At 75.2% G+C, this 26638-nt stretch carries 26 protein-coding genes; 15 read left to right on the top strand and 11 right to left on the bottom strand.

Features of this window, described 5'->3' with window-relative positions; genetic code table 11:
- Positions 1 to 17 precede the first annotated feature (17 nt).
- From EYB28_RS00515 to EYB28_RS00500, 4 genes are all read right to left on the bottom strand, one after another.
- Positions 18 to 929: a cation diffusion facilitator family transporter gene (locus EYB28_RS00515; protein WP_166851436.1), complete on the bottom strand. Its 912-nt coding sequence runs from the start codon at positions 927 to 929 to the stop codon at positions 18 to 20.
- A gap of 2 nt (positions 930 to 931) precedes the next feature.
- On the bottom strand, positions 932 to 1651 hold the full coding sequence (locus EYB28_RS00510; protein ID WP_166843933.1) for a cation diffusion facilitator family transporter: 720 nt from the start codon (positions 1649 to 1651) through the stop codon (positions 932 to 934).
- Positions 1648 to 2040 (bottom strand): helix-turn-helix transcriptional regulator, encoded by a 393-nt coding sequence (locus EYB28_RS00505; protein ID WP_166843931.1) that lies wholly within the window; start codon positions 2038 to 2040, stop codon positions 1648 to 1650. The genes EYB28_RS00510 and EYB28_RS00505 overlap by 4 nt, the downstream gene beginning before the upstream one ends.
- Positions 2041 to 2153: 113 nt before the next feature.
- Positions 2154 to 3089, bottom strand: a complete 936-nt coding sequence (locus EYB28_RS00500; RefSeq protein ID WP_166843929.1) for an oxidoreductase — start codon at positions 3087 to 3089, stop codon at positions 2154 to 2156.
- 96 nt (positions 3090 to 3185) lie between these two features.
- On the opposite strand from EYB28_RS00500, the gene EYB28_RS00495 reads away from it, so the two are divergent.
- The gene (locus EYB28_RS00495; protein ID WP_205710799.1) at positions 3186 to 3842 is read left to right on the top strand and encodes a response regulator transcription factor; all 657 of its coding nucleotides are present in this window, start codon (positions 3186 to 3188) and stop codon (positions 3840 to 3842) included.
- A gap of 21 nt (positions 3843 to 3863) precedes the next feature.
- Here the strand turns inward: EYB28_RS00495 and EYB28_RS00490 are convergent, their stop codons facing one another.
- Both EYB28_RS00490 and EYB28_RS00485 read right to left on the bottom strand, forming a co-directional pair.
- Entirely contained in the window at positions 3864 to 4520 is a 657-nt protein-coding gene (locus EYB28_RS00490) for a response regulator transcription factor (protein ID WP_166843925.1), read from the bottom strand.
- Positions 4521 to 4626: 106 nt separating this feature from the next.
- Positions 4627 to 5787, bottom strand: coding sequence for a sensor histidine kinase (locus tag EYB28_RS00485; protein ID WP_166843923.1), 1161 nt, complete (start codon positions 5785 to 5787; stop codon positions 4627 to 4629).
- 137 nt (positions 5788 to 5924) lie between these two features.
- On the opposite strand from EYB28_RS00485, the gene EYB28_RS00480 reads away from it, so the two are divergent.
- The 5 genes from EYB28_RS00480 to EYB28_RS00460 all read left to right on the top strand — a co-directional run bounded on the left by EYB28_RS00480 (position 5925) and on the right by EYB28_RS00460 (position 10736).
- Complete coding sequence (locus tag EYB28_RS00480; RefSeq protein ID WP_166843921.1) at positions 5925 to 6365, top strand: hypothetical protein; 441 nt, start codon at positions 5925 to 5927, stop codon at positions 6363 to 6365.
- Positions 6362 to 7861: a multicopper oxidase family protein gene (locus EYB28_RS00475; RefSeq protein WP_240930319.1), complete on the top strand. Its 1500-nt coding sequence runs from the start codon at positions 6362 to 6364 to the stop codon at positions 7859 to 7861. Before EYB28_RS00480 ends, EYB28_RS00475 begins: the two co-directional genes overlap by 4 nt.
- A gap of 30 nt (positions 7862 to 7891) precedes the next feature.
- On the top strand, positions 7892 to 8326 hold the full coding sequence (locus EYB28_RS00470) for a GNAT family N-acetyltransferase (RefSeq protein WP_166843919.1): 435 nt from the start codon (positions 7892 to 7894) through the stop codon (positions 8324 to 8326).
- A gap of 169 nt (positions 8327 to 8495) precedes the next feature.
- Positions 8496 to 9764, top strand: coding sequence for a mechanosensitive ion channel (locus EYB28_RS00465; protein WP_166843917.1), 1269 nt, complete (start codon positions 8496 to 8498; stop codon positions 9762 to 9764).
- A 177-nt stretch (positions 9765 to 9941) separates the two neighbouring features.
- A complete protein-coding gene (locus EYB28_RS00460) occupies positions 9942 to 10736 on the top strand; it encodes an SDR family oxidoreductase (protein ID WP_166843916.1) in 795 nt (264 codons plus the stop codon).
- Between the two features lie 97 nt (positions 10737 to 10833).
- On the opposite strand, the gene EYB28_RS00455 is transcribed toward EYB28_RS00460, so the two are convergent.
- Positions 10834 to 11379 (bottom strand): GNAT family N-acetyltransferase, encoded by a 546-nt coding sequence (locus EYB28_RS00455; protein WP_166843915.1) that lies wholly within the window; start codon positions 11377 to 11379, stop codon positions 10834 to 10836.
- A gap of 76 nt (positions 11380 to 11455) precedes the next feature.
- Here EYB28_RS00455 and EYB28_RS00450 point away from each other — a divergent pair, with 76 nt between their 5' ends.
- The 4 genes from EYB28_RS00450 to EYB28_RS00435 all read left to right on the top strand — a co-directional run bounded on the left by EYB28_RS00450 (position 11456) and on the right by EYB28_RS00435 (position 15973).
- On the top strand, positions 11456 to 12655 hold the full coding sequence (locus EYB28_RS00450) for a winged helix DNA-binding domain-containing protein (protein WP_166843913.1): 1200 nt from the start codon (positions 11456 to 11458) through the stop codon (positions 12653 to 12655).
- Positions 12652 to 13596: a GlxA family transcriptional regulator gene (locus tag EYB28_RS00445; RefSeq protein ID WP_166843912.1), complete on the top strand. Its 945-nt coding sequence runs from the start codon at positions 12652 to 12654 to the stop codon at positions 13594 to 13596. The genes EYB28_RS00450 and EYB28_RS00445 overlap by 4 nt, the downstream gene beginning before the upstream one ends.
- A gap of 166 nt (positions 13597 to 13762) precedes the next feature.
- Positions 13763 to 14758, top strand: a complete 996-nt coding sequence (gap, locus tag EYB28_RS00440; protein ID WP_166843910.1) for a type I glyceraldehyde-3-phosphate dehydrogenase — start codon at positions 13763 to 13765, stop codon at positions 14756 to 14758.
- Positions 14759 to 14827: 69 nt separating this feature from the next.
- Entirely contained in the window at positions 14828 to 15973 is a 1146-nt protein-coding gene (locus tag EYB28_RS00435; protein ID WP_166843909.1) for a GNAT family N-acetyltransferase, read from the top strand.
- Positions 15974 to 15985: 12 nt separating this feature from the next.
- On the opposite strand, the gene EYB28_RS00430 is transcribed toward EYB28_RS00435, so the two are convergent.
- Both EYB28_RS00430 and EYB28_RS00425 read right to left on the bottom strand, forming a co-directional pair.
- A complete protein-coding gene (locus EYB28_RS00430) occupies positions 15986 to 16867 on the bottom strand; it encodes an alpha/beta fold hydrolase (protein ID WP_166843907.1) in 882 nt (293 codons plus the stop codon).
- A 209-nt stretch (positions 16868 to 17076) separates the two neighbouring features.
- Complete coding sequence (locus EYB28_RS00425) at positions 17077 to 18033, bottom strand: endonuclease/exonuclease/phosphatase family protein (protein ID WP_166843906.1); 957 nt, start codon at positions 18031 to 18033, stop codon at positions 17077 to 17079.
- Positions 18034 to 18247: 214 nt separating this feature from the next.
- Between EYB28_RS00425 and EYB28_RS00420 the strand changes: the two genes are divergently transcribed.
- Together EYB28_RS00420 and EYB28_RS00415 are read left to right on the top strand one after the other, a co-directional pair.
- The gene (locus EYB28_RS00420) at positions 18248 to 18610 is read left to right on the top strand and encodes a DUF3817 domain-containing protein (RefSeq protein ID WP_166843904.1); all 363 of its coding nucleotides are present in this window, start codon (positions 18248 to 18250) and stop codon (positions 18608 to 18610) included.
- 102 nt (positions 18611 to 18712) lie between these two features.
- Positions 18713 to 21043, top strand: coding sequence for a bifunctional UDP-sugar hydrolase/5'-nucleotidase (locus EYB28_RS00415; protein WP_205710798.1), 2331 nt, complete (start codon positions 18713 to 18715; stop codon positions 21041 to 21043).
- A gap of 51 nt (positions 21044 to 21094) precedes the next feature.
- On the opposite strand, the gene EYB28_RS00410 is transcribed toward EYB28_RS00415, so the two are convergent.
- Entirely contained in the window at positions 21095 to 21553 is a 459-nt protein-coding gene (locus EYB28_RS00410) for an Lrp/AsnC family transcriptional regulator (protein ID WP_166843903.1), read from the bottom strand.
- 117 nt (positions 21554 to 21670) lie between these two features.
- Here EYB28_RS00410 and ddaH point away from each other — a divergent pair, with 117 nt between their 5' ends.
- From ddaH to EYB28_RS20465, 3 genes are all read left to right on the top strand, one after another.
- Positions 21671 to 22585, top strand: coding sequence for a dimethylargininase (gene ddaH, locus EYB28_RS00405; RefSeq protein WP_166843902.1), 915 nt, complete (start codon positions 21671 to 21673; stop codon positions 22583 to 22585).
- Complete coding sequence (locus EYB28_RS00400; protein ID WP_166843900.1) at positions 22582 to 23790, top strand: ornithine cyclodeaminase; 1209 nt, start codon at positions 22582 to 22584, stop codon at positions 23788 to 23790. The genes ddaH and EYB28_RS00400 overlap by 4 nt, the downstream gene beginning before the upstream one ends.
- A gap of 107 nt (positions 23791 to 23897) precedes the next feature.
- Positions 23898 to 25328 (top strand): RNA polymerase sigma factor, encoded by a 1431-nt coding sequence (locus EYB28_RS20465; RefSeq protein ID WP_166843899.1) that lies wholly within the window; start codon positions 23898 to 23900, stop codon positions 25326 to 25328.
- A 4-nt stretch (positions 25329 to 25332) separates the two neighbouring features.
- On the opposite strand, the gene rlmC is transcribed toward EYB28_RS20465, so the two are convergent.
- Positions 25333 to 26577, bottom strand: a complete 1245-nt coding sequence (gene rlmC, locus EYB28_RS00390; protein WP_166843897.1) for a 23S rRNA (uracil(747)-C(5))-methyltransferase RlmC — start codon at positions 26575 to 26577, stop codon at positions 25333 to 25335.
- Positions 26578 to 26638 lie beyond the last annotated feature (61 nt).

Genomic DNA, 26638 nt, shown 5'->3' with positions numbered 1-26638 from the left:
GAACGCGATCCTCACGGTCAGTCGTGGGTGGGGTGCTCGTGCTCGGGGTGCGTGTCCGGCTCCACCTGGAACGTGGAGTGCTCCACGTCGAAGTGCTCGGCCACGCACGCCTGCAGCTCGTCGAGGATGCGCCCCGCGTGCCCGTCCGTGAAGCACCCGGAGTCGACCACGACGTGCGCCGAGAGCACCGGCAGACCCGTGGCGATCAGCGAGGCGTGCACGTCGTGCACCTCCCGCACGTGCTCCACGCGCATCAGGTGCGTGCGCACCTCGCCCAGATCCAGGCCCGGAGGCGTCGACTCCAGCAGCACCGCGCCGGCCTCGCGCAGCAGCTTCAGGGCGCGCGGCAGGATGAGCGCGCCGATGAGCAGCGCGGCGACGGCGTCCGCGCGCTGCCACCCGGTCGTCGCGATCACGATCGCCGCCACGATGACGCCCACCGAGCCGAGCGCGTCGTTGAGCACCTCGAGGAACGCCGCGCGCAGGTTGAGGCTCGCGCCGCGCCCGCCGGCCAGGACGGCCAGCGCGACGACGTTCCCTGCCAGGCCGACCACGCCGAAGACGACGAGCTCCGTCGACGGGATCTCCGGCGGGTCGAGCAGCCGCAGCACCGTCTGGACCAGCACGTACACGCCGACGACCAGCAGGATCGCGGCCTGCGCCAGCGCCGCCAGCACCTCCGCGCGCCGCAGGCCCCACGTGCGCCGCGGGGACGGCGGCCGCAGCGACAGGTGCGCGGCGAACAGCGCCAGGCCCAGCCCGCCGACGTCGGTGAGCATGTGCACGGTGTCCACCAGCAGGGCGAGGCTGCCGGTGAGGACCGCGCCGGCGAGCTGGACCAGCAGGATCGCCGCGCTGATGCCGAACGCGGCCGCGAGCCGGCCGCGGTGGTCGGCCGCCCCGTGCGCGTGCGAGTGGTCGTGGCCCACGGTCACCGCCCGGCGCCGTGCTCGTGGTGGGCGTGGGAGTGCTCGTGCTCGCCATCGTGGTCGTGCACCAGCTCGCCCTCCCACGCCTCGCGGCCCTCGTGGATCGCGAACCCGGCGACGACGAAGCCGGCGACCGGGTCGATCCACGCGGCTCCGGTCAGCTGGAACGCCACCAGCCCGAGCAGCGTGGAGACCGACAGCAGCACGCACACGCGGGTCTCGGCGGCGTCGGCGAGGACGAGCGGGTCGCGCAGCGCCCGCCCCACGCGAGTCTTGGCCGCCGCGAGCACCGGCATCACGACCAGCGACGCGGCCAGCACCGCGATCCCCACGGGGGAGGTGTCCGGGGTCTCGCCCGTGACCAGCGCACGGACGCCCTCGACCGTCACCCAGGCCGCGAGCAGGAAGAACGTCGTCGCGACCAGGCGCAGGGCGCGGCGCTCGCGGCGCAGCTCGCGCTCGTCGGGCTCGGCGTCGGGCCCGACGCCGCGGCGCAGCCGGGCGGACAGCCGCAGCGCGACGAGCACGGCCGCGACCGTCTCGATGCCGGAGTCGATGCCGAAGCCGACGACCGAGACGAGGCCGGCGGCGGCACCGGCGGCGATCGCCACCACGCCCTCGACGACGTTGTAGCCGATGGTGAGCCGGGCCAGGCGCAGGCCCCGGCGGGTGAGGGTCTCCGTCGTGCCGGCCGCGGGGACGCGGGTGCCGTCCGTGCTCATGCCGCGTCCGTCTCGTCGTCCGCACCGGCGTGCGCGGGCGAGGCGCCGTCGGACGGGCCGGTGGCGCACGTGCAGTCGGGGCCGCAGCAGTCGGGGTCGACGACGAGCGTGAGGCGCAGCAGATCGCCGAGCGCGTGCGCGAGGTGCGGGTCGGCGAGCCGGTACTCGGTGCGGCGGCCGTCGCGGCGCGTCGTCACGAGTCCGCAGCCGCGCAGGCAGGCGAGCTGGTTCGACATCACCTGGCGGGAGACCCCGAGGGCGTCGGCCAGGTCGGCGGGGTAGCCGGGACGCTCCCGCAGGGCGAGCAGGATGCGTGCGCGCGTCGGGTCGCCGAGCGCGTGCGCGATCCGCGCGAGCGCCTCCGTGTGGGTGAGCGTCACCGTCTCCATGGGGCCGACGGTACATGATCCCGTGTACTCACGGAATGGTCGTCGGGTCGGCAGTCCGTCCCCGGGTCGGCACACATGTCTGCCGACCCGGGGACGAATTGCCGACCCGGGGGTCAGGCGGGCGGCGCGATGGCGTCGAGCCGCGCCAGGTCGTCGTCCGTCAGGCGCAGCGCGCCCGCGGCGACGTTCTGCTCCAGGTGCTCCAGGCTGCCGGTGCCGGGGATCGCCAGCACGTGCGGCCGCCGGTGCAGCGTCCAGGCCAGGCGCACCTGGGAGGGCGTCGCGTCGTGGGCGGCAGCGACCTCGGCGACGACGTCGCCGCCCGTGTCGTCGGCGGTGCCGCCCGGCACGGCGCCGGGGACGGCCGCGCCCATCGAGAAGAACGGGACGAACGCGATACCGAGCTCGCCGCACCGCTCCAGCAGCCCGTCGTCGGCCCGGTCGGTGAGGCCGTACCGGTTCTGCACGCACACGACGGGCGTGATCCCGACCGCCTCCTCGAGCTGCTCCGGCAGCACGTTGGAGACGCCGACGTGCCGCACCAGGCCGGCGTCGCGCAGCTCGGCGAGCGCCCCGACGTGCTCGGCGACGGAGCCGGGCTCGCGCTCCAGGCCGGTGCCCCAGCGCAGGTTGACGACGTCCAGGTGGTCGAGGCCGAGCTGCCGGATGTTCTCCTCGACGTGGCTGCGGAGCTGGTCGGGGCGGGCGTACGGCTCGAACTGCCCGTCGCGGGACTGGCTGGCGCCGATCTTGGTGGTGATCACCAGGTCGTCCGGGTAGGGCTGCAGGGCCGCGCCGATCAGCTCGTTCGCCGAGCGGGTCGGGAAGAAGTAGAAGGCGGCGGTGTCGATGTGGTTCACGCCGAGCTCGACGGCACGGCGCAGGACGGCGATCGAGGCGGCGCGGTCCTGGGGGACGGGGTCGCCGAGCCGGCCGATGAGCCGCATCGCGCCGAAGCCGAGGCGGTTCACCGTGCGGTCGCCGAGCTGCCAGGTGCCGGCGGCGCCGGCGTCGAGGGTCGTGGCGGAGGTCGTGGTGTTCGTGGTCATGCCGCCAGCATCGGACGGGCGGCGCGCGCGGCCACCACGGTGGCAGCTTGTTGCCGACGCTGGCAGGGCCCTGCCACGCGGAGCAGAATGGTGGCTGTGCAGACCGGTGAGACCGTCACGATCGTGCGCGGCGACGAGGAGCTGCTCGCCCGCACGGCGTCCCTGTTCGCCACGGCGACGGAGATCAGCTGCGCGGCGAACGACCTCGGCACCTGGACGCTGACGCACGGGTCGGCCGACCTCGACGAGCTGGCCCGGACGCGCCGCGACGACGTCCGCGTCCGGAAGGTCTACCGGCCAGGCGTCCTCCTCGACCCGGCGTCGGCGCAGGGTCTGGTGCGCGTGCAGGAGGTGCACGGCGCGCAGATCCGCATCACGCCCGACGAGCTGAACGAGACGATCCTCTTCGACCGGCGGGTGGCGATCCTGGCCGGGGACGTCCACGCCGGGCGGCGCAGCTACAGCGTCGTCACCCAGCCGGAGACGGTGCAGGGCGTCACGTCGCTGTTCGAGGCGGTGTGGCGGTCGGCGACCGACCTCGCCGTCTACGACGCGCGGACGGCCGAGCTCCGCCAGCTGGCGCCGCAGGTGCTGGACCTGCTGGTGCAGGGCTGCAAGGATGAGACCGCGGCCCGTCGGCTGGGACTCGGAGTGCGCACCTATCGCCGTCGGGTGGCGGAGCTGATGGCCGCACTCGGAGCGGAGTCGCGGTTCCAGGCCGGCGTCCGGGCGCGGGAGCTCGGCCTCGTCTGAGTGGGCTCCGCCGCCGGGCAGTCAGCCGCCGGGCCGCACCAGGCCCGTCTCGTAGGCGAGCACCACCAGCGCCGCCCGGTCGCGGGCGTCGAGCTTGGTGAGCAGGCGGCTCACGTAGGTGCGCGCGGTGGCCGGGCTCAGGTACAGCGCCCGCGCGATCTCGTCGTTGGTGAGCCCCCGCCCGACCTGCTCCAGCACCTCGCGCTCCCGCTCGGTCAGCGTGCCGATCCGGCCGTCGTCCGGCGGGCGGGGGCCCCTGGCGGCGGCCTGCATCACGGCCGCAGTGACGGCGGGCGACAGCAGGGAACCGCCGGCCGCGACCGTGCGGACCGCGTCCCGCAGGTCGGTCGGGGAGACGTCCTTGAGCAGGTACCCCGAGGCGCCCGCGCGGATCGCCTCGACGACGTCCTCGTCGTCGTCGAACGTGGTCAGCACCAGCACGCGGACGTCGCGCAGGGTCTCGTCGGCGACGATCGCGCGCGTCGCCTCGATGCCGTCCAGGGCGGGCATGCGGACGTCCATGAGCACGACGTCGGGGCGCAGCACGCGCACGCGGGACAGCCCGGTGCGCCCATCGGCGGCCTCCCCGACGACGGTGATGTCGCCGTCCAGCTCGGCCAGCGGCCGCAGCCCCGCGCGCACCAGCTCCTGGTCGTCGACCAGCACGATCCGGATCATGGGTCCCCAGTCTGGCGGCTCGGCGCCGATCGCGTCGGCACTTCGGGATCTGGGCGGCAGTCCGGGCTGCCGCCCAGATCCCGAACTGCCGCGCTGACCGGAGGCGTCAGCCGGGCGTCGCCGGGAGGTCGGCAGCGACGGCGAACCCGCCGCCGGGCGCATCGCGGGCGGTGAGCGTGCCGCCGAGCAGCCCGACCCGCTCGCGCATGCCGGCGATCCCGGCGCCGGCGGGGGCGCCCGCGGAGCCGCGCCCGTCGTCGGAGACGGACACGTGGAGCCGGTCGCCGGCCACGCCGGCGGACACCCGCGCCCGGCGGGCGCCTGCGTGCCGCAGCACGTTCGTCAGCGACTCCTGCACCACCCGGAACGCCGCGGCGTCGACGGCGGCGGGCAGCCCGTCCGGCACGTCGAGCGCGACGTCGACGTCGAGGCCCGCCTCGCGCGCCGGGCGGACCAGCGCGTCGATCCCGGACAGGCCGGTCGCCCCGCGCGGGCCCGCCGGGCCCGAGCCCGCCACGTCGGCGCGCAGGATCCGCACGGTCGCCCGCAGCTCGTCGAGCGTGCCCGACGCCGCGGCGCGCACCTGGTCGAGCGCGCCGCGCGCCGCGTCGTCGTCGCGCCCCACGGCCTCGGCCGCGACGCCGGCGTGCAGCGAGACCACCGACAGCGTGTGCCCCAGCGTGTCGTGCAGGTCGCGGGCGATCCGCAGGCGCTCGGCCTGCAGGCGCTCGGCCGCGGCGTGCGCCTCCTCGGCGGCGGTGAGGGCACGGACCTCGTCGGTGCGTGCCCGCGCCTCGCGCGCCAGCCGGACGGCGGCCCCGAGCGCGACGGCGGCGGCCGTCAGCGCGATGTTCGTCACCAGGTCGTACGCGGTGAGGTAGGCGCTGGGGTCGTCGTCCACCGCCCGGAAGTAGGTGGCGACGGCGACGAGGACGCCGCCCGTCCCGACGGCCCAGCCCGTGCGCCCCCGCTCGGCCGCGGAGTACAGGGCGGCGACGGCGGGCAGCACCATGCCGATCGGCGCGAAGCCCAGCGCGTAGTACGTGCACACGCCGAGGAACGTCGCGACGAGCATCGCGCGCGGGGCACGGCGCCGCAGCAGAACGAGCGCCCCGAGGCCCACCGCGAAGAGGTAGGCGGCCGGGCCGGTGCTGCCCACGCCCTCGGTGTCCGCCGCGATGACGACCGCGATGACCAGCGCCGTCGCCAGCGCGAGCACGACGTCCGTCACCCAGGGGCTGGGGGACGCCGGGGCGCGCGGTGCCATGCCGCCCAGGCTAGAGGAGCCCCGCGCCCACGGCCCGGGGCAGGGGCCGGGTCAGGGTCGGGTGTCGCTCCCGGGCGACACCGGGAGACGCTCTCGGGCCGATGTGGCGTGCGGGGCCGCCGGGTGATCGTCGGGACATGACCTCACCCCAGCACCCTCAGCACCCCCGGCAGCACCCGTCCCCGCAGCACCCGGCGCCGCAGCCGCGGCCGGGGATCCCCTGGGCCGTCGTGGCCGGCCTGGCGTCCATGGCGCTGCTGTGGCCGCTCACCGCGCTCACCGGCATCGGCGGCACCGGCGCCCCCCGCGCGCTCACCATCGTCGCGATCACCGCCGTCGTGTGGATCGGCGTCGTCGGGTTCGGGCGCGTGCCGCGCCCCGTCGCGACCCTGACGCTCACCGGCCTGGCGTTCGGCGTCGTCGCCATGCTGGTCTCGATGCTGTTCGGCGGCGTCGGGATGCCCGGCGACGGCGCCGCGTGGACGGTGATCCCCGCGCTCGCGATGGACACGGTGTGGGGCGCCCTGGCCGGGCTCGTCGCCCTCGCCGTCCAGAAGGCGCGCGGGGAGGCCCGGTGAGCCGCGCTCGTACGACGGCGGCGCTCGCGGCCGTCGCGGCCGCCGCCGTCACCCTCGCCGGCTGCGGCATGATCCCCGGGTCGGTGACCGGTGTCGACGAGCCGGAGTTCACGCGCGAGCTGGTGATCCCGCCGCTCGCGGAGTCCGACGTCGTCGACGGGGTGCGCACGTTCCGCCTCACCGCGCAGCGGGGCACCAGCGAGCTCGTCGACGGCATGACCACCGAGACGTGGGGTTTCGACGGCTCCTACCTGGGGCCGACGCTGCGGGCCCATCGCGGCGAGAAGGTCGCCGTCGAGGTGACGAACGACGTCGGCGAGACGACGACCGTGCACTGGCACGGCATGCACCTGCCCGCGGCGATGGACGGCGGCCCGCACCAGACGATCGAGCCCGGCGAGACGTGGCGTCCGACGTGGACGATCGACCAGCCCGCCGCGTGCCTCTGGTACCACCCGCACCTGCACGGGAAGACGGAGGAGCACGTCTACCGCGGCCTGGCCGGCATGTTCCTCCTCGACGACGACGCCTCGCGGGCCGCGGACCTGCCGAGCGAGTACGGCGTGGACGACCTGCCCGTCGTCGTGCAGGACAAGGTGCTCGACGACGACGGGCGGCTCGTGCTGGAGGACGACGGCGCGGAGCCGGGCCAGCTCGGCGACACGGTGCTGGTCAACGGCGTCGCCGGCGCGTTCCAGGAGGTGACGACCGAGCGGGTGCGGCTGCGGCTGCTCAACGGGTCGTCGGCGCGCACCTACTCCCTCGGGTTCGCCGACCGGGCGATGGACCTGGTCGCGACCGACGGCGGCCTCCTCGACGCCCCGGTGCGGCTCGACCACGTGCGGCTCGCCCCGGGCGAGCGGGCCGAGGTCGTCGTGCGGATGGCGCCGGGCGGGACGACGCGGCTGCGCTCCTCCGAGGCCGACCTGGGCGGCGTCGCGGCGCCGTTCGCGATGGGCGGCAACGACGCGTTCGACGTGCTCGAGCTGCGCGCGGCCGACGAGCTCGCCCCCTCCCCGGCGCCGGCGTGGGGCCCCTCCGCCCACGCCGAGGAGGACGCCCTGCGCGAGGAGGACGCGACCGTGACGCGGACCTTCGAGCTCGACCAGCGCCGGATCAACGGCGAGCTCATGGACATGGGCCGGATCGACGAGGTCGCGACCGTCGGCGACACGGAGGTCTGGGAGGTGCGCAACACCGTGCCGATGCCTCACAGCTTCCACGTGCACGACGTGCAGTTCCGCGTCCTGTCCGTCGACGGCGAGCCGCCGCCGCCCGAGCTCGCGGGGCCCAAGGACACCGTGTACGTGGAGCCGCGACGCACGTACCGGCTGCTGCTGCGCTTCGAGGACTACACGGACGACCGGGTGCCGTTCATGTACCACTGCCACATGCTGCGGCACGAGGACGAGGGGATGATGGGCCAGTTCCTCGTCGTCGAGCCGGGGTCCGACGCCGTGCCGGGGCGCTCGCCGCACCTGGCGGGGCACGGCTGAGCGGCGGCGGGGCCGTGCCAGGATCGCGGCATGCCCGTCCTGCTGCCGCCTCCGTTCGCGCCGTTCGCCCGGTGGCGGACGGGGTGGTCCGAGGGGCGCGAGTCGAGCTGGGCCGTCGCGGGGCCGGGCGACGGCCTGCTCGGGCGGGTCGCGGTGAAGCTGTTCGACCCCCAGGGCGTGGGTGTGATCGCCTACTGGACGGTGCCGGCGGCCCGCGGTCGGGGTGTCGCGCCGGCGGCGCTCGCCGTGGCGTCGGCGTGGGCGTTCGACGTCGGGTTCCACCGGCTGGAGCTGGCGCACTCGACCGCGAACGCGGCGTCGTGCCGGGTGGTGCAGAAGGCCGGGTTCGCGGCCGAGGGGGTGCTGCGCGGCGCCGTGCGGCACACCGACGGGTGGCACGACATGCACCTGCACGCCCGGACCGCCGCCGACGTGGCACCGGCCGACCTCGGGACACGCCGCTGACGCCGCGGCGTGCGAGGTCACGATGAGGTCACGCTGCTGTGGTGAAGATGTGCCCGAGATGCGGATTCCGGACAGTTCGGTAACGTCGCACTTCGTAGAGATGTGATCCCCAGCACACCTCGACCGCCGGAGTGAGTTCGCACCGCCCGAGGAAGGACCTGGAGACCCCATGGACATCGCAGACAGCTACGACTGGGCCGGGATACTCGGCAAGGTCGTCCTCGCCGTCGTCATCCTCATCGCGACGTGGATCGTCGCGCGCCTCGTCAGATGGATCGTCGCGAAGCTGGTCGCACGCATCGGCTTCCTGCAGAAGGAGGGCGCGAACGGCCAGGAGATCGGTGACTCGATCGGCAAGATCGCCGCCCTGCTCGTCTGGCTCTTCGGCCTCATCGCCGTGCTGCAGGTGTTCCAGCTGCGGGACGTCCTCGGCCCGATCCAGGGCATGCTCGACACGATCATGGGCTACCTGCCGAACATCATCGGGGCAGCCTTCGTCTTCTTCATCGGCTACGTCATCGCGACGATCATCAAGCAGCTCATCGAGGCCGTGCTCGGCACGGTGGACTTCGCGGCGCTGTTCGGCAAGGCCAAGGGTGCGGCGTCCTCCGTCGGCGCCGACGGCACGACGCCGGTCGAGGCCGGGGACGCCGCGACGGCCACGTCGACCCGTGAGACGAACGCCCGCATCGTCTCCGTGATCGCCAACCTCGTGTTCGCGATCATCCTCATCGTCGTCGCCATCGCTGCTCTGCAGATCCTCGGCATCTCGTCGATCTCCGCGCCGGCGACCGCGATGCTGGAGATGATCCTCGCGGCCGTGCCGCGCATCATCGCCGCGCTGGTCGTCCTGGGCATCGGCTTCCTCATCGCCAAGTTCGTGGGCGACATCCTCGAGGGCACCCTGCGAGGCGTCGGCACGGACGACGCCGTCGCCAGGCTCGGCGTCACGACGGGCCGCACGAGCCCGTCGGCGGTGATTACCCTGGTCGTCAAGATCGCGATCCTCGTGTTCTTCGCGATCATGGCCGCGCAGCTGCTCGGCTTCCCGACGATCACGAACCTGCTCAACGAGATCCTCGTCCTGGGCGGCAAGGTCGTCATCGGCGGCGCGATCATCGCGGCCGGCGTGTTCATCGCGAACCTGCTGGCGAAGATCGTCGAGGGCACGGCCAGCACGATCATCCGCTACGCGACCATCGTGCTGTTCTCCGCCATCGGCCTGCAGTACATGGGGCTGGCCGACTCGATCATCACGCTGGCCTTCGGCTCGCTGGTCGTCGGCGGCGCGCTCGCCGCGGCGCTCGCCTTCGGGCTCGGTGGCCGGGACGCGGCGGCCCGCTCGCTGGCGAAGCTGGAGACCAAGGCGGAGACGCCGGGTGGCGGCACGGCGCCCCCCGCTCCGCCCGCTGCTCCGCCTGCGGCCCCGGGGGTATGACGACCGCAGGCGGTACCCGAGGCGCGTCCTAGCTCCCCGCGCCTCGTGCAAGGACGACGGGGTGGAACCGGACCACGGTTCCACCCCGTCGTCGCGTCCGCCGTCACGTCCGGGCGCGACGCCCCGTCGAGGGTGGGGCAAGGTGTCCCGCGGGACCACGAGAAGGAAGGACGACCGATGACGCGCATCCTCGTGACGGGCGGGACGGGCACGCTGGGCTCGCTGGTGGTGCCGCGGCTGCGGACGGCGGACGTGGAGGTCCGGGTGCTGAGCCGTGGCCCGCACGCCTCCGGGGACGGCGTGGAGCACGTCGTCGGCGACTGGGGGACCGGCGAGGGCCTGGCCGAGGCCGTGCGGGGCGCCGACGTCGTCGTCCACCTGGCGGGCGACGAGCGGCACAACGCGTCCGTGGCGTCGGCGCTGGTCCGGGCGATCCGCGACGCGGGGGAGACGCCGCACCTGGTCAACGTCTCCGTGGTGGGCGCCGAGCTGGTGCCGGTGCGCTCGGCCCTCGACCGGCGGGCGCTGGGGTACATGGCGGACAAGGCCGCCGCCGAGCGGGTGCTGGAAGGGGCCGGGCTGCCGTGGACGAACCTGCGCGCCACGCAGTTCCACGAGCTCGTGCTCGGCGCCGCCCGCACCCTCGCGAGGCTGCCCGTGCTGCCCGCGCCCACCGGGTGGAAGGCGCAGCCGATCGCGGCGGACGAGGTCGCGGCCCGCGTGGCGGAGCTCGCGCTCGGCGCCCCTCGGGGGCGGGTGCCCGACGTGGCCGGCCCGGAGGTCCACACCTTCCGCGACCTGCTCCGGGCCTACCTCCGCGCGGCCGGGTCGCGCCGGCCGACGGTGCCCGTCCGGGTGCCGGGGGCGGCGTCACGCGCCTACGCCGCGGGCGCCAACCTGGCGCCCGACCGCGCCGTCGGCAGGCAGACGTGGGCGGTGTTCCTCGCCGAGCGCGTCCGCACGGCCGGCTGACCATGTCCTTCCCGGCTGCCGAACATGTGGTTCGTCCGGGACTCGGACCCCGAGTCCCGGACGAACCACATGTTCGGCAGGGAGGGGGCCTGGTGGGTCAGCGCTCGGAGGCGAGCAGGCCGAAGACGAGGGTGTCGGTCCACTCGCCCTTGGACCACCAGTCCTGGCGCAGGTGCCCCTCGCGGCGCATCCCGACCCGCTCGCACAGGAGCGCCGAGCGCTCGTTGCGGGCGTCGAGCTGGGCGACGACGCGGTGCATCCGGTAGAAGTCGAACGCCAGGCCGAGCACGGCGCGCACCGCCTCGGTGGCGAACCCCCGCCCGGTGTGGTCCGGGTGGAACACCCAGCCGATCTCGCCGCGCGAGGTGGTGTCGCCCGTCGTCCACAGCACGACGTCGCCGACCACCGTCTCCTCGTGCTCCACGACCAGGGCCAGCGCGGACCCGGGTTCGCGGATCCCCGTGCGGGCGATCCGCTTCGCGAGCTGGAGCTCGGCCTCCTCGGGCGTCCAGGCGTCCTCGAGCAGGTACCGCGACACCTCGGGGTCCGAGTAGTACGCGTGCAGCGCGTCGAGGTCCTCGTGCCGGTGGGCACGCAGGACCAGCCTGTCCGTGGTCACCGGCAGCGGGGTCTCGGTCGTCATCAGGGAGACGGTAGCCGCACAGGGGCGCGTTTGTCAGAACGCGGGCCTTGTCGGACGGGGCTGCGATGCTCGGGCCATGGGTGCCGAACCTCTCACCGCGCGCGAGCTCAACCGGGCCACGCTCGCCCGGCAGCTCCTGCTGGGCCGCGAACGGCCCGCCGACGGCGACGGCCTCGCGGGCGTGGTACGGCGCGTCGTGGCGCTCCAGGCGCAGCACCCCGCCTCCCCGTACCTGGCGCTGTGGAACCGGGTGGACGGGTTCGACCCCGCCGCGCTGGACGCCGCCTACGCCGACCGGGAGCTCGTGCGCGGGACGTCGCTGCGCATCACGCTGCACACGGTGCACGCCCGCGACCATCCCCGCTTCCGCACGGCGATGCAGCCGTCGTTGCGCGGGGCGCGGCTCGCCGACCGCCGGTTCACCGAGACGGGCCTGACGGCGGCCGACGCCGACGCCCTCCAGCCGGGCCTGCTCGCGCGGCTCGACCGCCCCCGCACCACCGACGACCTCGTCGCCTGGATCGAGGAGCAGCACCCGGGCGGCGGCAAGCGGGCCTGGTGGGCGCTGCGGCACTACGGGCCGTTCGTGCACGCGCCCACGGGCGACCCCTGGTCGTTCCCGGCCCGGGTCTCCTGGGTACCGGCCCCGGGGCTGGACGACCCGCGCCTCACCGGCACGGGGCTGACCGGCGACCCCGACGACGCGCTCGTGCCGCTCGTGCGCCGCTACCTGGAGGCCTTCGGGCCGGCATCGGTCGCGGACGTCGCGCACTTCCTCACGGTGCAGCGGTCGCGGGCGCGCGCCGCCGTCGCGGCCCTGGCCGGCGAGCTCGACGTGCTGGAGGGGCCCGACGGCACGGCGCTGCACGACGTCCCCGGGGCGCCCCGCCCGCCCGCCGACGCCCCGGCCCCGCCGCGGCTGCTGGGGATGTGGGACAACGCCCTGCTGGCGTACGTCGACCGCGGCCGGATCATCCCGCCCAAGTACCGCAGGCTCGTGACCCGCGTCAACGGCGACGTGCTGCCGACGCTGCTCGTCGACGGCTACGTGGCGGGGGTCTGGCGCACGGTCGAGGGGGCCGACGGCGCCCCCGTCGTCGAGGCGTCCGCCTTCCGGCCGCTGCCCGACGACGCGTGGGCGGCGCTGGACGCGGAGGCATCCTCCCTGGCGGGCATGCTCGCCGGCCGCGACCCGCACCCGTACCGGCGGTACGACCACTGGTGGGCGAAGCTCCCCGACGCGGCCGAGGTGCGGCGGCTCGGCGAGGCGCGATGAGCGCGAACCACCTCGTCGCCGTGCTCGTGCTCGACGGTGCGAAGCCGCTCGACGTCGGGATCCCCGCCCAGGTGTTCTCCCACCGGCCGAGCATGCCGTACGAGGTGCGGGTGTGCGGCGCGGCGCCGGGCCTGGTCACCGGCGGCGACGGCCTCGCCTACCACGTGGCCGACGGGCTGGAGGCGCTGGAGCACGCCGACACGGTGTTCGTCCCCGGCTACCGCGCCCCTGCGACGACGGCGCCACCCGGCGCGGTCGTCGACGCCCTGAGGGCCGCCCACGCGCGCGGTGCGAGGCTCGCGGCCATCTCGACGGGGGCGTTCGCGCTCGCGGCCGCGGGGCTGCTCGACGGCAAGGGGGCCACGACCCACTGGCACTACACGCGGGCGCTCGCCGAGCGGTTCCCGCACGTCCGGGTGGACGAGAACGTGCTGTTCGTCGACGAGGGCGACGTGCTCACCTCGGCGGGCGCGGCGTCCGGGATCGACCTGTGCCTCCACCTGGTGCGGCGCGACCACGGCGTCGGCACCTCGAACCACGTGGCGCGCCGGCTGGTTGCGGCTCCGTACCGCAGCGGGGGCCAGGCGCAGTACGTGCCGCGCAGCGTGCCCGAGCCGCTCGGCGACGTGTTCGCGAGCACCCGCGAGTGGGCGCTACGGCACCTCGCGGAGCGCCTGACGCTGGAGACGCTCGCGCGGCACGCGCGGGTGTCGCCGCGGACGTTCTCCCGGAGGTTCGTGGAGGACACGGGCTACACCCCGATGCAGTGGGTGCTGCGGGCGCGGGTGGACGTGGCCCGCGAGCTGCTGGAGCGCACCGACCTGGGGGTGGAGCAGATCGCGCATCGCGTCGGTCTCGGGTCCGGGGCGAACCTGCGCCTGCACTTCCAGCGGATCCTCGGCACGTCGCCCACGGAGTACCGGCACACGTTCTCGGCGTGACTACCGGCCCGGGCACTTCCCGCCCGGTGGCGAGATCCTTGCGCCCGGTGGCGAAACATCGGGCGAGATCCTTGCGCACCGGGGCGCTCGCGCCACTGTCCGCGGTGCCGGCGGACGCCGAGCATGGAGCCCGACACAGAGATCGGCCCAGAGAGGGGAACACTCCATGACCCGCATCGCCATCAACGGCTTCGGCCGCATCGGCCGCAACACCCTGCGTGCCCTCATCGAGCGCGGCAGCGACCTCGACGTCGTCGCGATCAACGACCTCGCCCCCATCGAGACGCTCGCCCACCTGCTCGCCCACGACAGCTCGCTGGGCCGGCTCGACCGGCCCGTCGACGTCGACGGCACCGACCTGGTGGTCGACGGCCGCCGCATCGCGGTGCTGGCCGAGCGTGATCCCCGGTCCCTGCCGTGGGCCGACCTCGGCGTCGACGTGGCGCTGGAGGCCACGGGCCGCTTCACGGCCGCGGCCGACGCCCGCGCCCACCTCGACGCCGGGGCCCGCCGCGTGCTGGTCAGCGCGCCGTCGTCCGGCGCCGACGTCACCCTCGCCTACGGCGTGAACACCGACGTCTACGACCCGGCCGCGCACACCGTCGTCTCGAACGCCTCGTGCACCACGAACGCGCTCGCGCCCCTGGCCGCCGTGCTCGACGACCTGGCCGGCATCGAGCACGGCTTCATGACGACGGTGCACGCCTACACCCAGGAGCAGAACCTGCAGGACGGGCCCCACCGCGACCTGCGCCGCGCCCGCGCGGCGGCGGTGAACATCGCGCCCACCACGACGGGCGCCGCGAAGGCGATCGGGCTGGTGCTGCCTCGGTTGGACGGCCGCCTCTCCGGCGACTCGATCCGGGTGCCCGTGCCCGTCGGGTCGCTCGTCGAGCTGAACACGACCGTGGCGCGCGAGGTCTCTCGCGACGACGTGCTCGCCGCCTACCGCGCTGCGGCCGACGGGCCCCTCATGGGGATCCTCGAGTACACCGAGGAGCCGCTGGTCTCCAGCGACATCACCGGCCGCCCCGCCTCGGCGGTCTTCGACTCGGCCCTCACGCGGGTCGACGGCCGGCACGTGAAGGTCGTCGCCTGGTACGACAACGAGTGGGGCTTCTCGCACCGGGTCGTCGACACCCTGGAGCTGCTCGCCGGCTGACGCGGTGGTTCGGCCGAGCCGGCCGGAAATACCGTGGCGCGCGGGCGGGGCCGGGAGCACCGTGGGGACATGACCACCGCACCTGCCCCGCCCGCGTGGCGCGTCGTCGAGCCGCCGCGCGCCGACTCGCTCGACGCCCCGGACGCCTGGACCTACCACGGCGTCGCCGCGGTCGAGCGCGCCGTCGCGCTCGCGGACCTCGGCCACGACGACTTCGCCCCGCCCGCGGTCGACGTCCTCGTGAGCGACCGCCACCAGGAGCACGCGCGCCGGCACCGCCTCGTCGCCGTGGAGGACCCCGGCGACGGCGGGACGCCGCGCGTCGTCGGGCACGGCGTCCTCATGCTGCCCGTGCGGGACAACCGGCACCTCGCCGTCGCGCGGGTCGCCGTGCTCCCGTCGCACCGGCGCCGCGGCATCGGCGGCGCCCTGGCCGACCGGCTGCGCCGCGTGGCGCTCACGGAAGGACGCACGACGCTCTTCGCCGAGGTGGAGTTCGCCACCGAGCCCGCGGCGGGAGCCCCGGACGCGATGGTGCCCCGCGAGGGCGACGGGCTGGTGTCCGCCGACCTGCCCGGCATGCGGTTCGCCCGGCGGGCCGGGCTGGGCCTGGAGATCGTGGCGTGCCGCTCGGTGCTCGATCTGCCGCTGCCGGACGGCGTCGCCGAGCGCTTCGCGGCCGAGGCCGCCGCACGGGCCGGGGACGCGTACCGCGTGCACACCTGGAGCGACGGGGTCCCCGAGGAGTGGCTCGTCCAGTACGCGGCCCTGGAGCAGCGCCTCACCGAGGACGAGCCGAACGGCGGCCTGGACCTCGAGGTCGAGCGCTGGGACGCCGAGCGGGTGCGCACCGAGCAGGTCAAGCTCGCCGAGGCGGGCAAGACGCTGCTGGTCACGGTGGCCGAGCACGTCGCGACGGGCACCCTCGTCGCGACGACGGAGCTGATCGACTCCCACGACCGGCCCGAGCTCACCGAGCAGGAGAGCACGGTGGTGCTGCCCGAGCACCGCGGGCACCGGCTGGGGATGCTCGTCAAGGCCGTCAACCTGCGCGAGCACGCCCGGCTGCGCCCGGAAGCGCGGCGCGTCTCCACCTGGAACAACGAGACCAACGGGCCGATGCTCGCCATCAACGTCGCGCTCGGCTTCCGGCCCGCCGGCGGGTCGGCGGAGCTGCAGGCCCCGCTCGACCAGGTGCGGCCGCTCGCCCGCTGACGCCCCCCGCGGTCAGGCCGTGTGCCGGACCAGCGCGGGCAGCAGCACGTCCCACGACTCCGGCGGCGGCACCTGGTGGCCCACGCCGTCCAGCGTCAGCAGCCGCGCGCCGGGGATCGCGGCGGCGAGCGCCGGGCCGTGCCCCGGGAACAGGGGGTCCTCCGTGCCGTGCACGACGAGCGTGGGCACGGCGAGCTCCGCGAGCGTTCCCGTGAACGGCCGCCCGGGGGAAGCGGCGACGTGGTTGCCCCCGGCCGTGGGGTCGACGGACCGCGCGACGGCGCGCGCCGCGACGGCGCGGGTGCGCGCCTCGTTGAACCGGCCGCGGCCGGTGAGCGCCCGATCCTCGGCGACGAACGCCTCGACGAGCGCCGCCGTGTCCGCGGGATCCGGCGGCGGGCCGTCCCAGAGGCCGTCGAGGTCCGGGGACGACGGCGGCAGCGCCGCGTCGTGCGGGCCGTCGAACGCCCGGGACGTGGCGACGAGCGTCGCGGTCGCGACGCGGTCGGGGTGCTCGAGCGCGAGCTCCTGCACGACGGCGCCGCCCATGGACAGGCCGACCAGGTGCGCGCGCCGGACGCCCACCGCGTCGAGCACGCGCAGCGCGTCCTCCGTGACGTCCCGGCCGGTGTAGTCCGGCTCCCCGGGCGGGCAGGTGGTGGAGCGCCCGGTGTCGCGGTGGTCGTAGCGCACCACGTGCCGTCCCGCGGCGGCGAAGGCGGCGCAGAGGTCCGCAGGCCACCAGTCCATCGAGGACCCCACGCCGCCGACCAGCAGCACCGTCGGGTCAGCGGGGTCGCCGACGTGCTGGTAGCAGAGGCGGACGCCGTCGGCCTCCGCGAACAGCTCCGGGCCGAGGGCGTCGCCGTCGGCGGGTCCGATGTCGTGGGTCATGCGGTGCCGACGGCTGTGGAGGCCCGCACTCATCGGTGCGCGTCTCTGTTCGTCAGGTATCCACCGTGCATCCCTGACGAACAGAGACGCTCACCGTCGGTCAGCCGATGGTGTTCGTCTCAGCCGGTGCTCTCCGTCGGCTGAGCCTGCGGTTCCGCTGCGGGCGGGTGCCTCGTTCCTCGGCCCCCACCCTGCGCTGCACCTCCGTCTCAGCCGAGGCGGAGCAGGGCCTGGACGGGAGTGTGATCGCTCGGGTACCGGTCGTCGTGCGTCCACGTGTTGATCGTCGCGGCCCGCACCCGCGTGCCGGGCGTGGCGAGGATCCAGTCGATGCGGGTGCCGTCCGGGTCGGGCTCGCCGTAGTTCGGGAACGTGCCCACCTCGGGGGTGAGCCGGTCGTCCGCCTCGCGCCAGGTGTCGAGCAGGCCGCCCTCGGCGACGAGCGCGTCGTACGGCGCGGACGCCCCCGCGGCGGCGTTGAAGTCCCCGGTGACGACGGCGGGCAGCCCCGCCTCGGCGACCTGCGCCGCGACGACCCGCGCGCTGCGCAGGCGCGCGTTCTCCGACTGGTGGTCGAAGTGCGTGTTGACGTGCAGGAGCTCGGTGCCCGTCCGCTCGTCGCGGAACCGGGCCCAGGTGACGATCCGGGTGACGGAGTTGCCCCACGTCGCCGAGCCGATCACCTCGGGGGTGTCCGACAGCCAGTACTGGTCCCACCAGAGCAGCGTGAGCCGGCGCGCGTCGTAGAAGATCGCGGAGTACTCGCCGCCGGCGCCGCCGTCACGCCCGAAGCCGACCGTGCGGTAGTGCCGGCCGAGCCCCTCCTCGACGGCGGCGAGCTGGTGGAACTCCGCCTCCTGCACGCCGAGGAGCGTGGGCTGCTCCAGCGCGAGGAACGCCGTCACCAGGGGCGCACGCTCCGGCCAGTAGTCGGCGTCGCCGGGCCGGGTCGACCCCTCGCGGTCGTAGCGGATGTTGAAGCTCATCGCGTGGACGTCGCGGCCCGTCGCCCGCCCGATCAGGGGCTCGTCGCGCGGGCGGGTCGTGGCGGCGGCACCCGGGGCGGTGGCCGTGGCGACGGCGCCGAGCGCCCCGAGGGCTCCGGCCGCGGTGAGGGCCGAGCGGCGGGTGATGCCCCGGGGCGCGCCGGTGCGGGTGCGGTCCATGTGATCCTCCTCGACGAGACGGCCGTGCTGCCGGAATGCGCTGTCATCCCACCCGCGCCAGGTGTCGCGCCGGCGACCCGGCGGTGACGCCGGGACGAAGGTCTGGTGGCGCGGGCGCCGTGACCAGGTCCCGACGACCTGTCACCTCGCCGGGGCGGCCTCGCGCCGTCGTCGTGCACACTGGGGCCACCGCCGTCCGACGAGAGGTCTGCCGATGCCCACCCCGCCCACCACCCGGCCCGCGCTGTCCACGCTCGGGCGTGCCTTCGCCGTCGTCGCCGTCATCGAGGCGTTCACCTGGGCGGGCCTGCTCGTCGGGATGTACCTCAAGTACGTCCCCGAGACGACGGAGGCCGGGGTGTGGCTGTTCGGGCGCCTGCACGGCGCCGCGTTCGTGGCGTACGTCGTGGTCGCGCTGGTCGTGGCCGTGCGGCACCGCTGGGGCTGGTGGCGCACGCTGGTGGCGCTCGCCGCCGCCGTCCCGCCGTTGACGACGCTCCTCGCGGAGTGGTGGCTGCGCCGCACCGGGCACCTGTCGGCCCCCGCCGTGCCCGAGCCGGAGCCCGCGACGGCCTGACGGTGGGCGAGTTTCCGGATCGTTATCCGCCGCGACACGCACGCGAGGGCCCGCGTGGCTAGGTTGGCATCGGCCACAGCCACCGCATCCTCGGGAGCGCCCATGTCCATCGCCCGTCCCACCCTCCGACGGCGGATCGCCGCGGCACTGAGTCTCGGCCTCGCGGCCACCGGTGCCGCGGCCGTCGCCCCGGCGCAGGCCGCCGACGCCGTCGACGTCCAGATCCTCGCCACGAACGATTTCCACGGCCGCATCCAGGCCAGTCGCAGCGAGGCCGGCGCCGCCGTGCTGGCCGGCGCCGTCCAGCAGCTGCGCGACGAGAACCCGAACACCGTCTTCGCGGCGGCCGGCGACCTCATCGGCGCCTCCACGTTCGAGTCGTTCATCCAGCACGACCGCCCGACGATCGCCGCCCTCAACGCCGCGGGCCTCGACGTCTCGGCGGTCGGCAACCACGAGCTGGACCAGGGCTACGACGACCTGATGAACCGCGTCATGGAGCCGTACGACGCCGAGACCAACCCCTACGGCGGCGCGGAGTGGCAGTACGTGGCCGCGAACCTCAAGGTGAAGGCCACCGGCGACGACGCCGTCCCCGCCACCTGGATCAAGGACTTCGGCGACGTGCAGGTCGGCTTCGTCGGCGCGGTGACGGAGGAGCTGCCGGCCCTCGTCAGCCCGTCCGGGATCGCGGACCTGTCGGTCGAGAGCATCGTCGAGACGACGAACACCGAGGCCGACGCGCTCAAGGCCGAGGGCGCCGACGTCGTCGTCCTCCTGGTGCACGAGGGCGCGGAGTCCACGGACTGCGCCTCGATGCCGACGGCCGGCAACGCCTTCGCGAGCATCGTCAACGACGTGAGCCCCGAGGTGGACGCGATCGTCTCCGGGCACACGCACCTCGCCTACGACTGCGCCTTCGGCGTCGACGAGTGGTCCGGCGAGGCGGTCACCGAGCGGCCGGTGGTCTCCGCCGGCCAGTACGGCTACAACCTCAACCAGCTCGTCTACTCGGTGGACCCGGCGTCGGGCGACGTGCAGGGCGTGACGACGGACGTGCTCCCGCTGGCCGGCAACTACCCGGCGGACCCGGAGGTCCAGCAGCTCGTCGACGACGCGGTCGCCGAGGCCGACGTGCTCGGCGCGGAGCCGCTGGGCCAGATCGGCGGGGCGTTCGACCGGGCGCAGCGCTGGGCCACGGACAGCGAGACGGGCGAGGACGTGCTCGTCGAGAACCGCGGCGGCGAGTCCACGCTCGGCAACCTCGTCGCGGAGGTGCAGCGGTGGGCCACCGAGGCCGCGGAGACTGGTGGCGCGCAGATCGCGTTCATGAATCCCGGCGGCCTGCGGGAGGACCTGGTCGGCACCGGCGACGACGCGTTCCCGCGCACGGTCACCTACAAGCAGGCCGCGGTGGTGCAGCCGTTCGCCAACACGCTGGTGAACATGCGGCTCACCGGCGAGCAGATCAGGACGGCGCTGGAGCAGCAGTGGCAGCGGGACGCCGACGGAAACGTCCCGTCGCGGCCGTTCCTGCGGCTCGGCGTCTCCGCGGGCTTCACCTCCACCTACGACCCGGCGCGGCCCGAGGGCGACCGGGTCACCGGGATGTGGCTCGACGGCGAACCGATCGACCCGGCGGCGTCGTACTCGGTGACGGTCAACTCGTTCCTCGCCACCGGCGGGGACAACTTCCGCGTCTTCGCCGAGGGCGCGGACGCCCGCGACACGGGCAAGATCGACCTGTCCGCGTTCGTCGACTACATGGCGACCCGTGCCGGCGACGCGGCACTGCCGGTCGACCCGGCCCAGCGCGCCGTCGGCGTCTCCTTCCCGGCCGACGCCCCGGAGGCCTACACGCCGGGCGCCACCGTGACGTTCGACGTCTCCTCCTGGTCGATGAGCGGAGACGCGGACGTGACCGACGACGAGCTCGTCGTGGCCCTCGGCGACCGCGAGCTCGGCACGGCGGCGGTGGACAGCACCGTGGGCCGTGACGCGTTCGACGAGGTCGGCACGGCGTCCGTCGAGGTCACGCTGCCCGACGACGTAGGCGTGGGGGAGACGGCGCTGACGCTCACCGGGCCCGCCACGGGCACCCGCGTGACCGTGCCGCTCGCGGTCGCGAAGGCCGAGCCGGTCGTGACGGTCGAGGGCCCCGCGGTGATCAAGCACAAGAAGGGCGTCGCCGACCTGGCGGTCACGGTGGACGCCGGCGCCGTCGTCCCGACGGGCACCGTCGAGGCCGTCGTCGGCGGCGAGGTGCTCGACTCCGCGGAGCTGGTCGACGGCGCGGCCACGCTGCGGGTGGGCCCGTTCCGCAAGGGCACCGTCGAGGTCGAGGTGCGCTACTCCGGCGACGTCGCGACCGAGGCGGGCACGACGACCACGACGGTCGACGTCACCGCGAGCGGCAAGCCAGGCCGCGGCTGACCTCGCTGCCGAGCACGACCTGACGGCCGTCACCGACCGGGGTGGCGGCCGTCAGGTCGTGCTCGGCGCCGGCCCGCCGACGGGGCGGTCGATGACGCGCGTCATGACGAGCGACGTGCGCGTCTTGTCCACGCGGGCCCCGGCGCGGATCGCCTCGACGGTGCGCTCGACGTCGCCCATGTCGCCCGCCATGATCTGGACCATCGCGTCGGCCTCGCCGGTGACGGTGTCCACCCGCACGATCTCCGGGATGGTCGCGAGGTCGCGGCGCAGCGTGGCGGGGGAGACGTTGCCCCGGCAGAACAGCTCGACGTAGGCCTCCACGCCCCAGCCGAGCTGCTCCGGGGCCACCCGGACGGTGAAGCCGGTGATCTCCCCGCGCGCCAGCATGAGGTCCACGCGGCGCTTGACGGCCGGCGCGGACAGGCCCACCGCCTCGCCGATCTCGGCGTAGGTCGCGCGGCCGTCGCGCATGAGGTGCCCGACGATCCTGCGGTTGACGGCGTCCATCCTCGCTCCCTCCGTGCGTCAGATTCTTCACCTGAAGGTTCAGATCCGCTAAGTCGAGGCCCGGACGCGCAACGAATCGCGCGCCTCGCGCAACGACCGGACCCCTAGCGTCCGAGTATGACGGCCATCACACCCACCACGGTGCCTTCGACCGAGCCCACGATCGCCACGGAGCCCGGGGCCGCGCACCGCACCGCCACCCCGCGGCACTTCCTCATGTGCCCGCCCACCTACTTCGACGTGCTCTACGAGATCAACCCCTGGATGGACCTCGCGGTGCCCGTCGAGCCAGGCCGCGCCATGGCCCAGTGGGAGGCGCTGCGGACCGCGTACGAGGACCACGGCCACACCGTGCACGTCATCGACCCGGTGCCCGGCCTGCCCGACATGGTCTACGCCGCCAACGGGGGCGTCGTCGTCGGCGGGCGCGCGCTCGCGGCACGGTTCACGCACGACGAGCGCCGGCCGGAGGGCGCCGCGTACGAGGCCTGGTTCGCCGCGGCCGGCGACCTGGGCGTCACCAGCCTCGGGCAGGCCGCCGAGCTCGACGAGGGCGAGGGCGACCTGCTCCTGGCCGGCGACGTCCTGCTCGCCGGCACCGGGTTCCGCACCTCCCGCGCCGGGCACGCCGAGGTCGCGGAGCGGCTGGGGGTCGAGGTCGTCACCCTGGAGCTCGTCGACCCGCGCTACTACCACCTGGACACCGCGCTCTCGGTGCTCGACGCGGCGGACGGCACGGTCGCCTACCTGCCCGAGGCGTTCAGCCCCGCCTCGCGGGCGGTGCTGCGCGAGCGGTACCCCGACGCGATCCTCGCCACGCCCGCCGACGCCGCCGTCCTCGGCCTCAACGCCGTCTCCGACGGTCGGCACGTGTTCCTCACCGACCGGGCGACCGGCCTGCACGACCGGCTGCGCGAGCGCGGCTTCGAGCCCGTCGGCATCGACCTGTCCGAGCTGCTCAAGGGCGGCGGCTCCGTCAAGTGCTGCACCCTCGAGCTCCGGCCGGCGGGTGCCGTGGAGGGATCCGCATGACCACGGTCAGCTTCCTCGACGTCGCCTCGGCCGCGCGCTGGGTGGCCCGGCGCGGGCCCGAGCGCGTCGTCGCCGCCCTCACCGACGCGCTCGCCACCGACTTCGCGCGGTGGCCCGAGCTCGACAAGCGGGCCCGCGTCGCGTCCCACTCCCGCGACGGCGTCATCGAGCTCATGCCCGCCGCCGACGACGTCACCTACGGGTTCAAGTACGTCAACGGGCACCCGCGCAACCCCGCCCGCGGCTACCAGACCGTCACCGCGTTCGGCGTCCTGGCGGACGTGCACAACGGCTACCCGACGTTCCTCGCGGAGATGACGCTGCTCACCGCGCTGCGCACGGCGGCGACGTCGGCGCTCGCCGCCCGGCTGCTCGCCCGCCCGGGGGCGCGCACGCTCGCCCTGATCGGCACCGGCTCCCAGTCGGAGTTCCAGGCGCTGGGGATGCGCGCCGCGCTGGGCGTGACGCACCTGCGCGCCTGGGACACCGACCCCGCCGCCCGCGCCAAGCTGGTGCGGCACGCTCGCGCGCTCGGCTTCCACGTGCACGAGGCGACCAGCGCCGAGGACGCCGTGACGGGCGCGGACGTCGTCACCACCTGCACGGCCGACAAGACGAACGCGACCGTGCTCACCCACGACATGGTGACGCGGCTCGCGCACCCGGGGGTGCACGTCAACGCCATCGGCGGCGACTGCCCGGGCAAGACCGAGCTCGACCCGCGGATCCTCGCCGACGCGGACGTCTACGTCGAGTACGAGCCGCAGACCCGGGTCGAGGGCGAGCTGCAGCAGATGCCGGCGGACTTCCCCGTGACCGAGCTGTGGGAGGTCGTCGCCGGGCGGGCGCCGGGCCGCGACGTCACCGGGCGCCCGGCGGGCGTGGGCGAGCCGTTCGAGAGGCGCGCGGGCGACCGGGTCGCGCCGGACGCCTCGCGCGTGACGGTCTTCGACTCGGTGGGCTTCGCCGTCGAGGACTGGACCACGCTGCGGTTCGTGCGCGACGACGTCCCGCCGGACCTGCTGCGGCAGCTCGACCTCGTGGCCGAGCCCGCCGACCCCAAGGACCTGTTCTCGCTGGTCAGCGACCTCGACGAGGGCGCCGGCGGTACGCGCCCCGGCGGCGGGGCGGTCGAGCAGGGGGCGCTCGACCGGCTCATGGGGCTGCGGGGGAGGGGCCGGTCCGGCGCGCTCACCGGTGCGTGACGCCCAGGAGATTTGCCTCGGCACCACTCCTCGCTGAGATCATGTCCCCCGGCCCGTGCACCGCGCGGGCGTGAGGATCGGCTCGGACGGCAGGGACGGGGGAGCAGGTGACCGTAGTCAAGGGCCGCCACCGGCGACCTGACCGGTCCGCCGTCGAGGCCGTCATCCATCGGATGCGGGCGGCCGCGGTCGCCGCCGGGCACGACGACGGGCCGGGCGCGGCGGGGACGGCGGACCCGGACGTGCTCCGGACCGCCCTGGCGACGCTGCCGCACGACGACCAGCGGGTGCTGTGGCAGCGTCACGTCGCCGGGCGCGAGGTCTCGCGCATCGCGGCCGAGCTCGGTGTGCACGCCCGGTCGGTGGCCCGCCGCCTCCGGCAGGCCGAGGAGCGGCTGGCCGCGGCCTTCGCGGACGCGCACGCCCGCGCCTGCCCGCCGGGATGCCTGGACACCCGGCAGGAGCTGCACTCGTACGTACGGCACGCCCTCGCGCCGCGGCGCCGCACCGTCCTCGAGGACCACCTGTTCGCGTGCACCGGCTGCATGCGCGCCTTCATCGACGTGCGCGAGGCGTCGTGGGCGCTGCGCGACGCCGGCCCGCTGCTGCTCACCGGCGCCGCGGCCACCGGTGCGGCGGGGCCGGTCGTCGTGGGCGCGCTCGGCGCCGGCACGTCGGGTGCCGGCGTGCTGGCGTGGGGCTCGCTCGGCACGGGCCTGGCGGCCGTGTGGGCGTGGCTGCGCCTGCAGGTGCTCAAGGTCGCCGAGCTGGGCAAGGCGGGGATCGTGGGGGCCGGTGCGGTCGCGGGGCTCGCCGTCGCGGTGGTCGCCGTGGCCGTCTCGGGCGGCGGCCAGCCGCCGGAGCGGGCCTCCGCGTCCGTCGTCGAGCCGTCGGCGCCCGCGCCGGAGGTCGCCGTCGAGACGGCGCCGCCGGCAGACCCCGAGCCCGCCGAGGAGCCCGACCCGCAGCCGGACCCGACCTCGCCCGCAGACCCGGCGCCGCCTGCCGATCCGGCGCCGCCCGGCGACGAGGCCGTGCCGCCCCCGTCGCCGGACACGCCGTCGCCCGAGCCGCCGTCCCGGGAGCCGAGCCCGGACCCGACGCCCTCTGCGGACCCGACGCCGTCCCCGGAGCCGACCCCCACGCGGACGCCGGACCCCACGCCGACACCGACCCCGACGTCGACCCCCGCTCCCACCCCGACTCCGACGCCGACCCCCACCCCGACGCCGGAGCCGGAGCCGGGGCCCGTGACGCACACGCTCACCGTGGACGTGCCGGCGAAGTTCCGGCTCTACCGCGTGGTCGCGGAGGGCGACGACGTCACCGTCACGCGGGCGAGCACCCCGGCCCGGCACTGGTGGATCAGCGCCTACCCGTTCGCCCGCGAGTGGCACGTGTGGTCGTCCGGGTACGACACGAGCACCGTCACCGTCGAGGTGGAGGCCCCGGCGGGGCAGGCGCCCCGCGTCCGGCTGGAGCGCATCGTGGACCCGAGCGAGACCGTGGAGGCCCGGAGGCCGCCCTCGACCCCGTAGCGGGTCAGGCCCGCTCGAGCAGCACGAGCACCTCGTAGTGGTCGGTCTGCGGGAACATGTCCAGCAGCCGGGCGCGCCGCGGCCGCAGGGACGGCATGCGCGCGAGGTCGTCGGCCAGGGTCACCGCGTTGCAGCTCGAGTAGAGCACGTGCGACGCCCCCGAGTCCTCGAGCCAGCCGGACAGCCCCGGGCCGATGCCGCGCCGCGGCGGGTTCACCACGACCATCTCGGGGGCCTCGCCGTCCGGCGTGACGGTGGCGTCCCCAGCGGCGAACCGGACGCCGGCCATCGCGTCCGCCCACCACGCGGCGTCGCGCCCGCCGACGACGGCGCCGGCGGGCAGGTGGGCGAGCTCGTCGCGGGTCGTGGTGGCGCTCGCGACCGCCTCCGGCGAGATCTCGACGCCTGTCACGGTGCGGCCCGGGGCGGCGCAGTGCAGCGCGAAGCCGCCGACCCCGCAGTACAGGTCCCACAGGGACGCGGGGGCGACGTCGTCCACCCACGCGCGGGCCTGGGCGTACAGCGCCGCGGCGACGGCCGTGTTCGTCTGGAAGAAGCTCTGCGGCCGCAGGTGCAGCGTGATGCCGTCGTCCCCGACAGGGACGCGCATCGGGAGGGTCCGGCGCTCGGTGAGCACGATCTCCTCGGTGCCCTCGAGCACCGCGGCGTGCGCCGGCTGCACGTTCACGCTGACGACGTCGACCTGCGGCAGCGCGTCGAGCAGCCACGGCAGGTGCTTGCGGACCCGCGCCACCGGTCCGGTGCTGCGCAGGACGAACCGCACCATGAGCCGGCCGTCCGGCGACAGCGTCACCAGCAGGTGCTTGAGCTCGCCGCGCCACGCGGACTCGCGCGGCGACTCACGCCGTCGCCGGCCGCGCGACGGGGAGGCGGCGTCGTACGGCTGCAGCCGGGCCCGCGCGACGAACGCGGCGAGCGGCCCGAACGCCGCCTGCAGCTCCGTCGGGTACAGGCCGCAGTCGGTGAGGTCGACCGGCTGACCCGCGGCGGGCCCGCCCGCCGGTCCGAGGATGCCCAGCACGGGGTCGTCCGCCGTCCCGCCGACCACCATCTTCGCCTTGTTCCGGAACCCTGAATCCGGCCCGGTCGCCGGGGGCAGCCACGCGATGCCGGGGTCCGGCAGCAGCGCCGCCACCCGCGCGGCCTTGTCGCTCACCTGTGCCGGGTACGGCGTGGCGAGGAGGGTGCACGAACGGCAGCGGCCGGCGTCGTAGTGGTCGCACTGCACCGCACCATTTTCACCCCTGCGGGCGCTGCGTCGTGCGGTCGCGGTGTGCCTACGATCTGCT

The sequence above is a fragment of the Isoptericola sp. BMS4 genome (genome assembly GCF_011634835.1).
In the GTDB taxonomy this organism is placed as follows: domain Bacteria; phylum Actinomycetota; class Actinomycetes; order Actinomycetales; family Cellulomonadaceae; genus Isoptericola.
The sequence above is the reverse complement of the archived record's forward strand: the minus strand, read 5'-3'. Positions and strand labels throughout refer to the sequence as shown.

Excerpts from the sequence above, each read along its gene's own strand:
- EYB28_RS00510 (WP_166843933.1), bottom strand. The coding sequence starts at position 1,651 with ATGAGCACGGACGGCACCCGCGTCCCCGCGGCCGGCACGACGGAGACC.
- EYB28_RS00415 (WP_205710798.1), top strand. The coding sequence starts at position 18,713 with ATGTCCATCGCCCGTCCCACCCTCCGACGGCGGATCGCCGCGGCACTG.
- EYB28_RS00450 (WP_166843913.1), top strand. The coding sequence starts at position 11,456 with ATGGGTGCCGAACCTCTCACCGCGCGCGAGCTCAACCGGGCCACGCTC.
- EYB28_RS00505 (WP_166843931.1), bottom strand. The coding sequence starts at position 2,040 with ATGGAGACGGTGACGCTCACCCACACGGAGGCGCTCGCGCGGATCGCG.
- EYB28_RS00485 (WP_166843923.1), bottom strand. The coding sequence starts at position 5,787 with ATGGCACCGCGCGCCCCGGCGTCCCCCAGCCCCTGGGTGACGGACGTC.
- ddaH (WP_166843902.1), top strand. The coding sequence starts at position 21,671 with ATGACGGCCATCACACCCACCACGGTGCCTTCGACCGAGCCCACGATC.
- EYB28_RS00480 (WP_166843921.1), top strand. The coding sequence starts at position 5,925 with ATGACCTCACCCCAGCACCCTCAGCACCCCCGGCAGCACCCGTCCCCG.
- EYB28_RS00500 (WP_166843929.1), bottom strand. The coding sequence starts at position 3,089 with ATGACCACGAACACCACGACCTCCGCCACGACCCTCGACGCCGGCGCC.
- EYB28_RS00460 (WP_166843916.1), top strand. The coding sequence starts at position 9,942 with ATGACGCGCATCCTCGTGACGGGCGGGACGGGCACGCTGGGCTCGCTG.
- EYB28_RS00455 (WP_166843915.1), bottom strand. The coding sequence starts at position 11,379 with ATGACGACCGAGACCCCGCTGCCGGTGACCACGGACAGGCTGGTCCTG.
- EYB28_RS00430 (WP_166843907.1), bottom strand. The coding sequence starts at position 16,867 with ATGACCCACGACATCGGACCCGCCGACGGCGACGCCCTCGGCCCGGAG.
- EYB28_RS00470 (WP_166843919.1), top strand. The coding sequence starts at position 7,892 with ATGCCCGTCCTGCTGCCGCCTCCGTTCGCGCCGTTCGCCCGGTGGCGG.
- EYB28_RS00420 (WP_166843904.1), top strand. The coding sequence starts at position 18,248 with ATGCCCACCCCGCCCACCACCCGGCCCGCGCTGTCCACGCTCGGGCGT.
- EYB28_RS00465 (WP_166843917.1), top strand. The coding sequence starts at position 8,496 with ATGGACATCGCAGACAGCTACGACTGGGCCGGGATACTCGGCAAGGTC.
- gap (WP_166843910.1), top strand. The coding sequence starts at position 13,763 with ATGACCCGCATCGCCATCAACGGCTTCGGCCGCATCGGCCGCAACACC.
- EYB28_RS00425 (WP_166843906.1), bottom strand. The coding sequence starts at position 18,033 with ATGGACCGCACCCGCACCGGCGCGCCCCGGGGCATCACCCGCCGCTCG.
- EYB28_RS00435 (WP_166843909.1), top strand. The coding sequence starts at position 14,828 with ATGACCACCGCACCTGCCCCGCCCGCGTGGCGCGTCGTCGAGCCGCCG.
- EYB28_RS00400 (WP_166843900.1), top strand. The coding sequence starts at position 22,582 with ATGACCACGGTCAGCTTCCTCGACGTCGCCTCGGCCGCGCGCTGGGTG.
- EYB28_RS00410 (WP_166843903.1), bottom strand. The coding sequence starts at position 21,553 with ATGGACGCCGTCAACCGCAGGATCGTCGGGCACCTCATGCGCGACGGC.
- EYB28_RS00490 (WP_166843925.1), bottom strand. The coding sequence starts at position 4,520 with ATGATCCGGATCGTGCTGGTCGACGACCAGGAGCTGGTGCGCGCGGGG.
- EYB28_RS00445 (WP_166843912.1), top strand. The coding sequence starts at position 12,652 with ATGAGCGCGAACCACCTCGTCGCCGTGCTCGTGCTCGACGGTGCGAAG.